The following is a 14,974-nucleotide window of genomic DNA, read 5'->3' as shown; positions in this document are numbered from 1 at the left end:
ATCAGTAATAGTCGTCCGGTGTTTTCCCGGAGAGAGTCGGTTGAGTGGGGTTCGCGTCGCTACTGAAGATCAGGCAGCTTTTTCGACGCCTGTTTTTCTATCCCGATCAGGGGCAGCAGGTTGTCGATTGCCGTCGCGTAACTGATAGCCGCATTCCAGCCATCAAATTCAGCGTTGATTCGTGAAGACTCCGCCTGCCAGACGTCTTGTTCGACGCTCAACAGGTCATTGATACTTTTCTTGCTCAGGGTGTATTCGTGCTTATAAACGCGACGGGTTTGTTCGGCGTTGACCAGTTGGAACTTGCCGGCATCTTCACGGCCTCGTGCACCTTTCCAGTCCGCCATCGCCGCAGAGGCTTTTTGCAGAATCTCGTAACGCACCTGATCCACTTCGGAGGCGGCCATCGCTTTCGCGCCTTCTGCCTGGTCAACACGAGCGGAGACCGCCCCCCCCTGATACAGCGGCGCATCCACACTTAACTGAATTTGGTCGTCCCAGTAACCGCGGTTGTCTGACTCATAACGAGTACGGCCCGCTTTCAGGCTCACCGTCGGCATATGCTGTGCTTTTGCGCGCTCGACGCCGTGTTGTGCGGAGGTCACCATCGCCCGTGCCGCGAGTACCGAGGGGATCTTCGCGTAGTCGATGTTTTCAACAGTGACTTGTTTAACTTCAAGGTTTTCAGGCAGGCGGGCATAACGGTTAGCACTGACACCCGTTTGTACGGCGAGGACCGCTTTCGCTTTCTGCAGCGCGGCGGAGTACTGCTCCAGCGTGGCGCGCATTCCGGCAATACGGGTCTGCGTTTGCAAATCGTCTGAAGTCGAACTCAAACCTGCACTGGCGCGAAGTTGCGCCAGATGCTGAATTTTCTCCAGCGCGACGATATTCTCGCGTGCGGCGTCAACCAATGCGCTATAGCGTTTTACTTCAACGTAGCCCAGCGCCGCTTTTGACGCGACATCAGACAGCGTACTCATCAGTTGATAGCGATAGCTTTCGTACTGGGCTTCTGACTGGGCAATCGCGCTGTTGGTTTTACCGAAGTCATAAACTAACTGTGTGACGCTAATGCCCCATGCAGCGGAGTTATTGAGAGAACCGCTGGAATCCGTGGTCTTATTTTGACCGGTGCTGGCGGTTAAACCAATTTGTGGCATCCAGCCGCTTTTCGCTTCATCGGTCATTGCCTGGCCAATACCCATTTGTGCGGCCTGGCTGCTTACCGAAGGGTCACGATCAAAAGCAAATAAAATACTTTCTTTCAGATTCGTTTCTTCGACATTGGCTAATGCGGCGAAACATGGCGTTGTGGCTACCCAGAGAGAAAGAGCCAGAGTAACCCATGAAAAAACAATACGAGTGCTCAAAACAAATATCCTAAAAATATAATGACGATTTTCGGCTATACCAGGCAACCGTATTACATCCGCCAGGAAGAATACGGGGTAAACATACCTGTAATGAGATATACAATTATCAATGTGCTATTGCAGACCTGATATCCAATTTTTCCGGCTCACGCCATCCTGAGCGACAATCACGCTCACACTGATAATGATATATATATTCCAGAGTTGACCTGTTTAGAAAACGCTATTATTAGCGTGCTTTCTTTTCCTTTCGCAGAGCCTAAAAATGACACTTACCCGGGTATTCGCAGTAAGCGTTATCAGGAATGCGGACATCACTGGATAGGGAATATTCTGAGTATTACGACGAGGAGTGGAAAGAAAAAAAAGCTTAATTCATCTTAAATGATTTCCAGATGTTAGCATTGCCAATAATTAACAATTAAAACAATAAGTTAAGAAACAAACAAAATATCTTAAACACTTTGAAATCGCACAATCTGTACAAAAAAAAGGCACAGATGTGTTTTTAAGAGGCAAAAACGAGCAATAAGCGTGACTAATAGCACAAAAATAGCATGGGTATTAGTACAAATAAAAAACAATAAAAGATCAATTAATAAACAATTGGTTCACCAAATAAAAACAAAGAAAAAATAACGGTCACTGCTTTAAATAAAAGGTCAATCACAATTTCACGATTTCGGCACATCTTAACAAACTCCCGTCATTCTCTGTAAAATATAATAAGCAGGAGAATATTTTATTTTCTTAAATAGCTTTCATATTGATACCCTCCGATGCGCTTACATTTTTCATCGCCAGACTTCCAGCACTACCGAACCAAAGTTATTCCAGTACATCCCCGAAATATCATTCGCAAAGACCACTAACTCACCGCTGCGAGGCGCAATCCAGCCGTTATTTAGTCGGGCACCGTCACCAATCACAAACATGGTATCGGTTGATTTATCGATAGTGCCAATTAAGGTAAACCAGGTCGCAGGTTCGTGGCGGCAACGCAGCCAGATTCGGGCAAAATTAAGATAGTCGGCGGTATAACCATTCGCGTCGCAGCAATGGTTCATATCGCACCACTTACCGGTCACACGAAAAAAATACCTGACCCCCTGCTCAACAAACAGATCCGTTTCAACCCATTTGTCGCGTGAGCGAATTTGGGTTCGCTTCACCCGTCGTGAAGCCAGTGGCGGAACGTACATTCGATCAACCATACATCATCACCTTTGCGCAAACACCGTTATGCAGGTACAGAAAGCCGCTCGTGTAAAACGATGACGAACCGGAGGGAAGTAACACTAATTTTTATGAACTCTGTGCCCGCGCTCCATAACAGGAAAGTCGTAGTCAGCGCGTGCAGTTTCATACCTTTCATTGACCTGCCGCGATCGCGCCTACAGATGCTCCGTCCATTTACTGAACCGCGACTGGGGTTGCCCCCACGCATTGATGGCACGGCCATCCGGTAGCCAGCGCTCGGGTTCGTGGGCCAGGCGACCGAGGACATACTGTTGTCGCATGGCACAGGCCCCATCGGGATAGAACTGTTCACTCTGTTGATGACGCAGGCCGTCCTGCCACTGTTCACGCATCTGCATCTGCCCGGACGGATAAAAGCAGCGGCACTCGCCGTGCAATTGCCCTTCCCGCCAGTGCTCCTCACGGATCAACACGCCCTCTTCGCTGAAGTAGCGCGCCACGCCCTGCAACCTGCCGTGATGATATTCCTGCTGCATTGCCAGTTGACCGTTGGGGTACCAGCTTTCGGTGACGCCGTGCAAAACGCCCTGCTGATAGTGCATCGCCATCAGCCGACGCCCATGCTCCTCAATACGCATCTCGCCACTGAGCTGGCCGTCCGTCAGGCCAGCCTGTAGCCGGGTGGTGTCCTGCTGATAGTCCAGTCGCTCGCTCATTAGTTGATCTTCACTAACCCGCCCTTGAGCGTCAGCATTCCGCCGCCCTCCAGGGTCTGCATCGCGCTGGCTTTGCTGGTCAGCGTGGCTTTCGCCTCCTGGCTTATCGTTGCGGCTTTCTGGGTGAGCGAACTCTTCGCTTCGCTGGCAATACTGGTAGCGTCAAGATTCAGGCTCGCAGCCGCACTGGCTTTCAGATCCGCCCCGCTCTTCACCGTCAACGTTTTACCGCTTTCCAGCGTGAGCGTACCGCTGACCTTAATCGTCAGATTGCCGTCGACGTTCAGCGTGTAGTCGCCTTTGACCTTGTGCGTCTCATTGCCGTCCACCGCGTGTTCCTGATCGCCTTTCACCGTCACGCTACGCTTATCTTTGACCGTCAGCGTATCGCTACCCTTTTCAATGTTGACCACCCGGTTGCCCTTCTTCAGCGTGACGGTTTCATTGCCTTCTTCAACGGTGCGTGTACGGTCGTTTTTCACGCTCTGAATGTCATCGTGGCCGACTGTCGTGTTACTGTCGTTCAGCACGGTAAGCTGGAAATCCTTTTGCGCCTGCATCGCCAGCAGTTCGGCATCCTTTTTGTCGTCGAAACGCAGTTCGTTAAAGCCTGCTTTGCTTTGCGTTTTAACGCCGGACTGGGTCTGATTCGCCGGAAGCGGATAGGGCAGCGCGTTGACGCCGTTATAGACGCAGCCGGTGACGAGCGGTTTGTCCGGCTCGCCGTCGATAAAGCTCACCACGACCTCCTGGCCGACGCGGGGGATAAACTGTGTACCGAAGCCGTTGCCGCTCCAGGCAGTCACCACCCGCAGCCAGCAGGAGCTGGTTTCATCACGTTTGCCTTCCCGATCCCACGCAAACTGCACTTTTACCCTGCCGAGTTTATCGGTCCAGATCTCCTCTCCCTGCTTGCCGACCACCGTTGCCGTTTGCGTGTGCATAAACGGTTTCGGCGTGCTGCTTTGCGGTCGATAGAGCGTGGCTTTCGGGATGGCAGTAAAGCGGTTTCGGTAGTGCTCACCGTCGTAGTCGTGGGTGACGGCGGTGACCAGCCAGTCGGTATTCAGTGTCTTATCATCATGATCGGTCAGGGTGAACCAGTGGCCCGCGGTTAACGTCGCGCAGTCGCTTTCGCCGACCAGTTGCTTCGCCTGCGACGTCAGGGCGTTAACCTTCCACGCCGCCAGCGCGTCACCGTCGACTTTGACGCTAAACCGCCCTGGATGCTGATAATGCACCCCGCCTTTCTTCTCACCCGCCTGCGAAAAGAGCGCGGCCTTCGGCTGCTCGTAGTTGAAATCGCTGGTCTGAAATCCTTGCGCGGTAGCTTGCACGCGCAGCGCCGCCGAACGAATCGCCCCGGCTTCCCGCTCACCGCTCTGCGCCGCCAGATACTTCACCTTTTTCTCGCCGGGGATGGACGGAAACGCGCTGTTGTCATCCGCCAGCACCAGCGTGTGCTTGCCCGCGACATGGGTGAAGAACCAGAAGATCCCCTCCTGTTCCAGCAGTCGCGATACAAAGTTAAAGTCGCTCTCGTTGTATTGCAGGCAGTACTCGCGCTTTGCCGGTTTGGCCTTGAGCTGAAATGTGTAGTCAGTAAAGCCGCCGTCCTTAAACACCTTCTCGACAATTTCCTGCGCGCTGAGGTTCTGAAAGACGCGATTATGGCTGGAAAGCGTCAGCCACCACAGCCAGGGACGCAGCACAAACTGATAGCAGTCGGCGTTACGCGTCGCGGGCAGCTGGTGAATCTCCGCAATCAGCCCGTCATAGTCGGCGTTGTTGACTGTGGCAGTAAGATGGGTCGCCAGCGCGGTATCAAGCGTTAACGGCGCAGAGGTGGTGACGGTAACCGTGGCGGTGGTCAGTCCGTTAAGTTGAGATTCAGTATTAACGGTCGCGGCGGTCAGGCCGGTAAACGCCGGGGCGGTGAGTGTGATGAGGGTGGTGTCTGGCATAGAGAAAGTCCTTTTCTGTTTGTAGGGTATGTAATGCCCGGTGGCGCTTCGCTTATCGGGCCTACAGGATTTTCAGCCGTTGTAGGCCGGATAAGGCGAAGCCGCCATCCGGCAGTTCTGCATCCAAAATAACGTAATTACAGATCGTTTAAAGACACCTTTACTCGCTTTCTACCTTCGTTCTCGTCGGCAATGCGGTTCAGTTCGGTGTCTTCTGTTTGCTCGACTGTAGCGGTTGTCACTTCGTTAATCCGGGAGTCGGTTTGCGCGAGAGTGGCGGTAAGGACCGGGGCGGTGAGTTTGATGAGGGCGGTGTCTTGCATCGGGAAATTCCTTTTCTGTTTGTAGGGTATGTAATGCCCGATGGCGCTGCGCTTATCGAGCCTACAGAATTTGCGACCGTTGTAGGCCGGATAAGGCTGATGCGGTCATTCACACAGAGTAATAGGCCACTCCGGCGTGGGTAATGGACATGACATACCTTGAAAAGGTGGAGTAATAATAAAAACTGCTAAACTTAGTGATATCTGCATGGATAGCCGCAGGCGTTGCATATGCGCCGCATTTTAATTCCACAAATATCTGCTCAACGGTACTGATTCCTGTTGGCCTCATAAACGGAATTTTACCTGTAACCACAAAATCTACCCGTCGGGTATCGAGGTGAGCTGCACCATAAGCCGGTTTTTCTCTGTGAACCACAAACAGTGGATTGGTGATGCAATATAACCAAATCTCGCTTTGAGCCCACGTTTCCCAGCCATTGCCCGCAGAGTCCAGGAGTGCAATTTGCCCCGCTTTTGACGCTCGCCATGCCTCAACGCATGCACAAAAATCATTTATCAACATTCGTTATCCTTACTGAAAAGATATCCCCATCACTTCCCCTACCACCAGGTTTTCCACATCCCTGGCTCCTGCGCCCTGGCATTTCTCCATAACGCGCGCAATTAACCCCTCATCCATATTTAACCGCTCCCCGGTCGCCACTAAATACCGCTGCGCTAATTTCTCCAGCTTCGTCAGCACAATCCCTTTTAATATCTCTTCATCCAGCGAGCGATAGGCCACCGTGGTCATCCTTGCTAAAAACGCCGGACGAAAGTGACGTAGTAGCGTCTCCCGTAATTCCCCGTTAAACCACTCGCTATTTAATTCAGAAAGCGGCGTCTCCAGAATCAGTTCCGCCCCGATATTGCTGGTTGCCAGCATCACCGTATTTTTAAAATCGACAATCAGCCCGGTGCCGTCCTCCATCACGCCTTTATCGAAAACGTTATAGAACGCCTCCAGCACGTCCGGGTGCGCCTTTTCGATTTCGTCGAGCAGCACCACCGAATAGGGGCGACGGCGCACGGCTTCGGTTAATGCCCCACCGCTGCCGTAGCCGACGTAACCCGGCGGTGCGCCTTTGAGCTGGCTGACGGTGTGCGCTTCCTGATACTCGGAAAGATTAATGGTGATGAGGTTACGTTCACCGCCGTACAGGGCATCGGCCAGCGCATACGCGGTTTCGGTTTTGCCGACGCCGGTTGGCCCCACCAGCAGGAACACGCCGACCGGCTTCTGCGGGTCGGTCAGGCCGCTGCGATACGCGCGCAGGCGCTGGACGATGGTTTCCAGCGCCGCCTGTTGTCCCATCACCCGTTCGCTCATCCGCTCAACCAGCGTACGCAGGGCGTGGGCTTCATCGGTCAGCATCTGCCCGAGCGGGATCCCCGTCCAGCCGCTAATCACGGCGGCGACGGTGGCGGCGTCTACGCAATCGGCCACCAGCGGTACTTCCTCGCGCAGCTGCGCGGCGGCGGTTTCCAGCTTGCCAATCAGCGCCGCGCATTCCACCAACTGTTGCTCCAGTTCTTCGTCATCCTCATCGAGTCGTTCGCTAAGATTCAGCATCCGCTGACGGGCGGAGAGCAGCTCGCCGACCCGCTGGCGCTCATCCTGCCAGCGCCCTTCCACTTCCCGCGCCTGAATCTGGAGTTTCTCCGCCTGCGCCTCCAGCTCGCACAGCCGGTCGTGATGATCAACGCCCATCAGCAGCTCGCGATTCAGCCGTTGCCCCTCTTCCTCAATGGCCGCCCGTTGTTGGCGGATCTCTTCGAGCGCAGGCGGTACGTCATGCTGCGCCAGCGCCACGCGTGCGCAGGCCGTGTCGAGTACGCTGATGGCTTTGTCCGGCAGCTGTCGTCCGGAGATGTAGCGCTGCGACAGGCGCACCGCTTCGTGGATTGCACTGTCGAGGATCTGCACGCCGTGATGCGCTTCCAGCTTATCGGCGACCGCCCGCAGCATCACCACCGCGCGATGCTCGTCCGGTTCTTCAATCTGGATACGCTGAAAGCGCCGGTCCAGCGCCGGATCCTTCTCGAAATATTTTTTGTACTCCTGCCAGGTGGTCGCCGCGAGAGTTCGCAGCTCACCGCGCGCCAGTGCCGGTTTCAGCAGGTTGGCGGCGTCGCTGCCGCCCTCGGCGCCACCCGCGCCAATCAGCGTATGGGCTTCGTCGATAAACAAAATAATCGGCTGAGAGGATTTTTTGACCGCGTCGATCACGCCTTTCAGCCGCTGCTCAAATTCGCCCTTTACGCCCGCGCCGGCCTGCAACAGGCCAAGATCGAGCGCCAGCAGCGACACGTCGCGCAGCGGCGGCGGCACGCTGCCTTCAGCGATGCGTCGCGCCAGCCCTTCGGCGACGGCCGTTTTCCCGACGCCAGGCGCACCAACCAGAATCGGGTTGTTCTGCCGACGACGTAGCAGAATGTCGATACACTGGCGGATCTCGCTATCGCGACCGATGATCGGGTCGATCCGTCCCTCGCGCGCATCGCGGGTCAGGTCGTGGGTAAATTGCTCCAGTACGCCGCTTTCATGGTCAGGGCGATCATCAGACTGCGGCCCGTTTTGTTCCTCCACGGAAAGTCGGCACCAGTTCCGCCACTGATTTTCCAGCGTCATGGCCTGAATGCCGAGCAACAACGGCATCCCCTGTGCCAGTTGGCTACGCAGCCGTTCGCGGGTCAGCAATGCCAGCAACAGTAACGCCGAACGCACCTGTGCAAGACGCTGGAAGGTCGCCAGCAGAATCGCCCCTTCCAGCAGTTCCACTAGCTGGACGGAAAAGACCGGCATGCGCGTACAGCCGGTTTTAAACTGCGCCTGGGTGCGCTGAATCTCTTCACGCAGCCTGTCCGCAGGGATCGCCGCCTCGCTGAGGCAACAGGCCAGATCGCCCTGTTCCTCATCCAGCAGAGCTAACAACAAATGTTCGGGTTCAACAAACCAGTGTCCCTGTCCCCGGCTCCGTTCAGCCGCCAGTTCCAGCGCGCGAAAGCAATTCGGGTTCAGTCGTTGTACCAACGCGTTTAAATCCATGTTCATCCTCCCTGAAAAACAGACGACAGCAGCACGGCGACGCTTTGCGCCCCTGTAGCTGTGCAGTACGCCCCAGGCGCGGAGGCCGCGCGCGGGACAGATGCGTGTCAAGCGTCAACGTCCCGCGCATGACCAGCTCCAGCGAAATCGCCGCGCCAAACCAGAGGCGTCCGGCCAGGCTCAGCGTGGTGAAGCCTTCGCCACCGGGTAAAAATGTGCGCCATTGCGCGGCACTGCTGACGATCAGATGGAGCCGGATGCCCGCGTGTTGATGCCAGGCGTGGCGGCCCGCCACGCTGTTGCGCCCCAGCCGACAGCCGGTGCGGCTCTGCGCATCGGCGGGTAATCCCTGCCAGCGCCCCACAAACGCTTCCACCGACACGCTGATGTTCATCATCGCCGCCGCCAGTGCGACAAATCCTGCGGCACCGCGCCTGCGGTTTGCCAACAGACCGCTTTGGATCAGCGATAACGGCACCTGCGCCGGACGCGCCGTGGTCAAAAATCCACATAGCGCCTGCATGAGTTCGCCGCCTGCCGCCTGCTCTCGTCGGGCATAAGGCGTCGCCAGCCGATATACGCTTCGGCTTCGGCAGTCGTGTTCAATCATCCGCTGCTCAAACAGGTTGAGGAAATCCTGTGCCGCCTGTGGCAGCGCCTCCAGTTCCTCGTAGGGTAAAACGCCGTCCGCTCCGCCCAGGCCGAGGCTTCGCACTTCTACGCGCGCCCCCTGCAAACGGCCAATCTCCGCCGGGGCAAAGGTCAGCCCCAGCTCACCGCGCAGTTCAGGCGACACGCCGCTCAGTTCGAGCAACCGGACGCACTGCTCCAGCGAAAAGCGCCAGGGTTCGCGCCGAAGCTGCGCTATCACACTATCGGCAGGCTGGGATCGGTATCGCGCCATAGCGGGATCTCCTCGCTGTCATCCTGCAACACGGTATGTACAAAGCAGTTTGCCGTGGCGTTACGCGCCAGAAAACGGGCGATGATCGCGGCAAAAAGCAGGCGACTGCTGGCGGTGAACGCCTGAGGATCCAGCGTCAGCGTGACCCGAATACCGTTACGCCAGCCACGCCAAGCATCACGACCAGAATGTTCGCTGGCCCGTTCGCAGCGCATCGCACGGATGCCGTCGATTTGCTGCCAGACCGCCGCCGATTCCCCCGAAGAGGCATACAGAGAGAGCATCTCTTTCAGTGACGCCAGCGCCTCGTCGCCTTCGGTCAACGACACATGATTGAGCACCAGCGAGGAAACCAACTTCCAGCGTGCGTTCCGCTGCCTTACGGACTGACCCGGACTCGTCGGCGTGCCCAGCAAGCACGCCTGCGCTATCGGCCCCGGAAACTCAAAGGCCAGAGGGGTTCCGGCCATCAGCGACGACGCACACTCACCGTTGGTACACAGAAGCGTTGCCGTCAGCGTGGACGCTTCATCGGCGGCAAAGGGATCAAAACGGCTGTCCACCAGCGTCAGCCAGAGATCGTTCTCCTGCCGATAATGTCGCCGCGCATGCCAGAACCATCGAGCATCAGCATGCTGTTGCGCGCCGTAATAGGGCGGCACCGGCCAGGCTTCATCGCGTCGGCTCATCCACAGTTGAACAATGCGGTAGATTTGCATCTCTTTGTCGTAGAGATCGGCGACCAGCCGGTATTCGCTGTGCGTGTGCCCGACGGGCAGCGGTTCCGAGGTTCGCGTAAACAGATTCGCCACCGGTACGCAGTTGAGACGCACATCGTCCCGAGTCAGATTCAGCGCCGTGTCCGGGGCGCGACGAAAAGGAATGCAGAGCGTCATCGTGTCGCCGTGCGGGGTCTGCGGGATCGGCAAATCGAAATACATCAGCGCCTGCGGGCAGTGCATCCAGGCGCTCAACGCCAGCCCGCTCGACTCGACGCCCGGCTCGCTCGCCAACAGGTGCTCCGCATTTTCGAGCCCTACCGGCTGCGGGCGCAGTGGGCCTATCGTGTGGGCATAGAGCAGGTCGAAAAGCGCGGCGTTAACCTGCGCAGAACCCCCCAGGTAAATGCGCAACGTGCGCATCGTCAGCGTGGAAAACTTATAGGGTGGTAAACAACGAAGCCGAAGCGACAATGCGCCCCGCGCCTGGCTTAGCCCACATGCCTGACGAGCCGCACTCGCGTCGAGCCAGGTGAGGTCATCGATCGCGACCGGCCACAGCGTATGCTGCAATGCGGTACGCCACCAGACCGTTTCGCCCTCTGCCGTCAGCGCGTACAGCGGCGTACCGGCGGGCAGCGTGTAGCCCTGCGTCAGATCGCCTGCCAGCGGATCGGGCGTAAAACGGGCGGTGGCAAATGAGGGATAGGGGCGCAGCAGATGCGGGGTGAGCAGTTCCAGAAGCGATTCACTCAGTTCGCTAAACCCTTCGTCCAGCCGCTGGTTCAGGCGCGCGCTTTGCAGCGCGAACCCTTCCAGCAGCCGCTCGACGTGCGGGTCGGGACAGTCAAATTCGCTTAAACGCAGGCGGGCGGCGATCTTCGGATGCTGGCGGGAAAATTCACCGCTGGCGGCACGCAACCACCGGAGTTCCTGCAAATAATCCTCCAGCAACCTGTCGTCCATCGTTCTCTCCTGTTGGCTTTACCGCCAACGACCATTTTGATACGCCAGATCCAGCGCCAGCAGCGCATCGTCATCCCACAGTTGCGCTTCCAGATGGAGCGCCAGCGTGGTGTGGCGCGCCTCTTTGACACTCACCGTCAACGCTTTAATGCGGGGTTCAAGATGCAAAATCGTGCGTCTGAGCTGGCGACAAAACCAGTCGAGCACCCGATCATCATCCGCATTGATGCCGTGCCATTCGGGAACGCCCCAGGCGAGCAGCGCGGGGAGCGACGCGGCGTCTTTCGGCGCGCGGGTGTTGAACAACCTGCGCAGTTCCCGGTAGACCGACTCGCGTGGTGAGATAGCCTCATCCGCCAGCCTGTCGAGTAGCGCAACCGGTATGGAGGAGCTCATCATTAGCTCCCTTTCTTATTCATCGTCATATCCCAGACCGAAGAACTGGTTCCCTGCTGGGTCCCCTCCGATTTCTGCGCGGTAATTTCCCATTTGATTTTGGTGAAATTCAGCGACATCGTTTCGACCGGTTTTCCACCGTCCCCGCCGCTTACGCTCAGGTGAGAAATGATGACATTGCTCAGGGTGTAGACGATAAAAGGCAGCATTTTGCCGTCATCATTGCGGCACAGCGTCAGCTTTGCTTCTTTAATCATTTTGCCGCTACAGCAGTATTCGTTGAGCACCGGGGTGGCGAGATCGACAAACTTGGTTAGCGACATCTCCCCTACGTGCGCGCGCCCGGAGGTACGCTCGGTGTTACTGACATCGTTGGTCACCTGCATCGCCACGTTGTGGCTGAAGGACATGATCTCAATCTGATCTTTAAAGCCATCTGCCTGACTTTCACCCTTGATATCGTCCAGTTTTAAAAAAATAGCATCCATGATTTATCTCCTTATTAATCAGGCGACTGCCGGTGGCGGCAGCTCAGCAACCAGACGAATTGAGGTCGTCAACTCTTCCAGTTGGAAATGCGGGCGCAGAAAAACGACGGCGCGATAAACTCCCGGCTTACCGGGAACGTCGCTGACGTCAACCCGCGCTTCACGCAGCGGGTAGCGGGCTTTGATCTCCTGCGGCGCGCTGTCGCGCAGCAGAACGTAGTCGGCAATCCAGTTATTGAGATAGCTTTCCACCTCGTCGCGGCTCATAAAACTGCCGACTTTGTCGCGCATAATGACCTTGAGATAGTGGGCAAAGCGGGAGGCGGCAAGGATGTAAGGCAGCATCGCGGAAATGCGCGCGTTGGCATTCGCTTCCGGCGTGTTGTAGATCCGTGCCTGATTAGTGGTTTGCCCGCCAAAAAATGCGCCCGAGTTGCTGTTCTTTTTGTGGCACAGGGCAACAAACCCCAGATCGTTCAACTCTTTCTCGCGGCGATCGGTAATGGCAATCTCCGTCGGGCAGCGCAAACTGATGTCGCCGGAAGGCGTGCTGAAGGTATGCGCCGGAAGATCTTCCACCAGCCCGCCGCCTTCCGCTCCGCGAATCGCCGCGCACCAGCCGTACAACGCAAAGGCATCGGTGATCCGGTTTGCCAGCTTCCACGCCGCATTACCCCACAGGTACTTACTGGCATCCAGGCCGTTGACGTCCTCAACGAAGTTGACGCCTTCCACGGGTACGGTATCCGGGCCATAGGGCAGGCGCTGTAATACATGGGGTAAAACCAGCGTCACATAGCGGGACTCATCGCTTTCACGGAATGCCCGCCATTTGATCAGCTCAGCACTTTCGAAGATCTTCGCCAGACTGCGCGGCACGCCAAGCTCAGCGAACGATCCCATATCAAACAGACGTGGGCTGGCTGCGGCAATAAAGGGGGCATGAGCCACCGCCGCGACCTGCGAAATTTTCTCCAGCAGCGCCACATCCTGCGGATGGCGACCAAATTCATAATCGCCGACCAGCACGCTATAGGGGTTGCCGCCAAAGGTGCCGTATTCATCTTCATACAGCTTTTTGAACAACGTGCTTTGATCGAACTCCACCGCTTTTTCGAGATCGTTTTGCAGCGCTTTACGCGAGACGTTAAGCAGGCGCAGCTTGAGTCGGGAACTGGTTTCGGTGTTCATCACAAACTGATGAAGCCCACGCCAGGACGCCTCCAGCCGCTGCATATCCGGATGGTGCAGCACCTCATTAAGCTGAGCGCTAATGAGCGCGTCAATTTGTGCGATACGGTGGTTGATCATGGCGACGGTGTCGCTTTCCACCGTCATGCCTTCATCAAGGATCTGCGTTGCCAGCTCTTCCAGCATGTCGCGCGCGTAGGTCTGCTGCAGCTCATCGCGCGCCATGCGCCCTTCCTGAATGATGCGATCCAATACGCTCAGCGTGACCGTTTGCCCGCCCGTTTCAGCCTGTTCCTGAACCGTTTCCATTGTTCGTTCCTCTTCGGTTAGGCGTTTTCTGCCGGCTTGCCTTCGGTTGTTGGCCGCAACGCCTGAAGTTCAGCATTGTCATTGACCACCTGCTGGAGCAGGGCATCCAGATCGTCGTTGCCATCCAGTTTGGTCAGCAGATCGCGCAGGCGCTGACGAGCAAGAAACAGGCGCTGAAGGGGTTTCACTTGATCGATAATGTTGAGAGGAGAGAAATCGTCGATGGTTTTGAAATGAAGCTCGATGTTGAATTTGCTGTCATCATTCGCCAGCCGATTCTCCACCTGGAGCGCCAGGCGGGGGGCGATCGACGCGAGCACATCATCAAAGTTATCACGATCGATATCGACAAACCGCCGGTCACGTAGCTTTTCAGGTGGGGTCGCCGGCTGGCCGGATAAATCGGCTAAAATACCGACAACAAGAGGCAATTCCTTTTTTTCTATTGCTCCACCCGTTTCCACGTCATAGGTAATTTGCACCCGCGGTGGTCTAATACGACTGAGTTTATGTTGAATACTCTCTGCCATAACTTGTCCTTTTCGCAATAAAAATCCCGAGTGCAATCTTGCGTGCACCTTTATTTGAAAACGTTATTTCAGAATAATCAATCGCCATTATAAAAAACACAATGGAAAATAAATATCAACCAATTTTTGTTTTCTGGATGAGAATCTTCCTGGTTGATCAATATCACATGCAAAGAACAAAAGATTCATTATTCAATAAGATACTGAAAAGTAGATGATAGAGTGAATATTCCATACGGTATATTCACTCTACGGGCACACCCTATTTTCACCTGTTTATTTAATGATTAACGCCGAATAATGATTTAAATCAACTAAACAAACCTCACCATTAATTATTTTCTTAACGGGGATATAAAAGGAATTTATATGACTAACGGCAGATGCCATTTGGCCCGAATAATATTTATTACTTGTTTAGCATTGCTTAATAATGGCTGTTCATTCTGGTCAAATCAGGTGGAATTAAAGACGGTGGTCATCGATACCGTCGCGGAAGCGAATGATAACACCCCTGTCGCCGTGGATATTGTCGCCATTGCCGATGCCTCACTTGTGCCTGTGGTGCAGACGCTTTCGGCAACGCAGTGGTTTAACGCCAGAGCGCAACTACAGCGCGATTACCCTGGCGGTTTGCACGTGTGGTCTCTGGAACTGGTTCCCGGCTCCCGCTTTACCGCTGATGACAATCCGCTGAGCGGCGCTCCTGCAGAAGCCACGCTGCTGTTTGCCCGCTATCGCAGCGAAGGCGAGCACCGCCTGCGACTGGACAAAACCACCGCCCTGCATCTGCAACTGATGGCGGACGAGGCGGTACTGGCTCCTGAACAAGGAAAGTAA

Annotated in this window: 13 protein-coding genes and 1 pseudogene; 1 reads left to right on the top strand and 13 read right to left on the bottom strand. The window is 55.7% G+C overall.

The window, feature by feature from the left end:
• Positions 1–59 precede the first annotated feature (59 nt).
• The 13 genes and pseudogenes from GBC03_08225 to tssB all read right to left on the bottom strand — a co-directional run bounded on the left by GBC03_08225 (position 60) and on the right by tssB (position 14,134).
• Complete coding sequence (locus GBC03_08225; protein ID QFS70193.1) at positions 60–1,373, bottom strand: TolC family outer membrane protein; 1,314 nt, start codon at positions 1,371–1,373, stop codon at positions 60–62.
• An 871-nt stretch (positions 1,374–2,244) separates the two neighbouring features.
• Positions 2,245–2,590: pseudogene (locus tag GBC03_08220) on the bottom strand (hypothetical protein).
• A gap of 180 nt (positions 2,591–2,770) precedes the next feature.
• The gene (locus tag GBC03_08215) at positions 2,771–3,292 is read right to left on the bottom strand and encodes a hypothetical protein (GenBank protein ID QFS70192.1); all 522 of its coding nucleotides are present in this window, start codon (positions 3,290–3,292) and stop codon (positions 2,771–2,773) included.
• On the bottom strand, positions 3,292–5,256 hold the full coding sequence (gene tssI / locus GBC03_08210; GenBank protein QFS70191.1) for a type VI secretion system tip protein VgrG: 1,965 nt from the start codon (positions 5,254–5,256) through the stop codon (positions 3,292–3,294). The genes GBC03_08215 and tssI overlap by 1 nt, the downstream gene beginning before the upstream one ends.
• A gap of 137 nt (positions 5,257–5,393) precedes the next feature.
• Positions 5,394–5,579, bottom strand: coding sequence for a hypothetical protein (locus tag GBC03_08205; GenBank protein QFS70190.1), 186 nt, complete (start codon positions 5,577–5,579; stop codon positions 5,394–5,396).
• 109 nt (positions 5,580–5,688) lie between these two features.
• Positions 5,689–6,105: a hypothetical protein gene (locus GBC03_08200; protein ID QFS70189.1), complete on the bottom strand. Its 417-nt coding sequence runs from the start codon at positions 6,103–6,105 to the stop codon at positions 5,689–5,691.
• A gap of 9 nt (positions 6,106–6,114) precedes the next feature.
• The gene (gene tssH, locus GBC03_08195) at positions 6,115–8,631 is read right to left on the bottom strand and encodes a type VI secretion system ATPase TssH (GenBank protein QFS70188.1); all 2,517 of its coding nucleotides are present in this window, start codon (positions 8,629–8,631) and stop codon (positions 6,115–6,117) included.
• Positions 8,564–9,535 (bottom strand): type VI secretion system baseplate subunit TssG, encoded by a 972-nt coding sequence (locus GBC03_08190; protein QFS70187.1) that lies wholly within the window; start codon positions 9,533–9,535, stop codon positions 8,564–8,566. The genes tssH and GBC03_08190 overlap by 68 nt, the downstream gene beginning before the upstream one ends.
• The gene (gene tssF, locus GBC03_08185) at positions 9,499–11,220 is read right to left on the bottom strand and encodes a type VI secretion system baseplate subunit TssF (GenBank protein ID QFS70186.1); all 1,722 of its coding nucleotides are present in this window, start codon (positions 11,218–11,220) and stop codon (positions 9,499–9,501) included. The genes GBC03_08190 and tssF overlap by 37 nt, the downstream gene beginning before the upstream one ends.
• 18 nt (positions 11,221–11,238) lie before the next feature.
• Positions 11,239–11,619 carry a type VI secretion system baseplate subunit TssE gene (gene tssE / locus GBC03_08180; protein QFS70185.1) on the bottom strand — a complete coding sequence of 127 codons (381 nt, stop codon included), beginning with the start codon at positions 11,617–11,619 and terminating at the stop codon, positions 11,239–11,241.
• Positions 11,619–12,104: a type VI secretion system tube protein Hcp gene (hcp, locus tag GBC03_08175; protein ID QFS70184.1), complete on the bottom strand. Its 486-nt coding sequence runs from the start codon at positions 12,102–12,104 to the stop codon at positions 11,619–11,621. Before hcp ends, tssE begins: the two co-directional genes overlap by 1 nt.
• 18 nt (positions 12,105–12,122) lie before the next feature.
• Positions 12,123–13,604 (bottom strand): type VI secretion system contractile sheath large subunit, encoded by a 1,482-nt coding sequence (gene tssC / locus GBC03_08170; GenBank protein ID QFS70183.1) that lies wholly within the window; start codon positions 13,602–13,604, stop codon positions 12,123–12,125.
• Positions 13,605–13,621: 17 nt separating this feature from the next.
• Positions 13,622–14,134 carry a type VI secretion system contractile sheath small subunit gene (tssB, locus tag GBC03_08165; GenBank protein ID QFS70182.1) on the bottom strand — a complete coding sequence of 171 codons (513 nt, stop codon included), beginning with the start codon at positions 14,132–14,134 and terminating at the stop codon, positions 13,622–13,624.
• 369 nt (positions 14,135–14,503) lie between these two features.
• On the opposite strand from tssB, the gene GBC03_08160 reads away from it, so the two are divergent.
• The gene (locus GBC03_08160) at positions 14,504–14,974 is read left to right on the top strand and encodes a T6SS protein Cts2N (protein QFS70181.1); all 471 of its coding nucleotides are present in this window, start codon (positions 14,504–14,506) and stop codon (positions 14,972–14,974) included.

This window comes from Citrobacter telavivensis (assembly GCA_009363175.1).
Classification (GTDB): Bacteria; Pseudomonadota; Gammaproteobacteria; order Enterobacterales; family Enterobacteriaceae; genus Citrobacter_A; species Citrobacter_A telavivensis.
The sequence above is the reverse complement of the archived record's forward strand: the minus strand, read 5'-3'. Positions and strand labels throughout refer to the sequence as shown.